Genomic DNA, 202 nt, shown 5'->3' with positions numbered 1-202 from the left:
AGCAAAACTTAATCCTGCTGGGAAAAGGCGGGACGGGTAAGACCGGTCTTGCAGCGCAGCTTGGAGAAACTGCAATCAGCAATGGACATAAAACCTATTATGCGCCTTTTGATAATTTTATCGCAGTGGCAGAAAAGAAAGCCACAAATCCAAAAGCAGAAGCGATCTTTTCTTATATGCAGGAATGTGACTTAATTATTAT

At 41.6% G+C, this 202-nt stretch carries 1 protein-coding gene; it reads left to right on the top strand.

Going from position 1 to position 202, the window contains the following annotated elements; translation table 11 throughout:
- The coding region (locus UU7_RS17900) for an ATP-binding protein (RefSeq protein ID WP_162098664.1) at window positions 1-202 on the top strand (202 nt) is incomplete at both ends.

Origin of the sequence: Rhodanobacter spathiphylli B39 (genome assembly GCF_000264295.1) — a bacterium.
Lineage (GTDB): Bacteria > Pseudomonadota > Gammaproteobacteria > Xanthomonadales > Rhodanobacteraceae > Rhodanobacter > Rhodanobacter spathiphylli.
The sequence above is the reverse complement of the archived record's forward strand: the minus strand, read 5'-3'. Positions and strand labels throughout refer to the sequence as shown.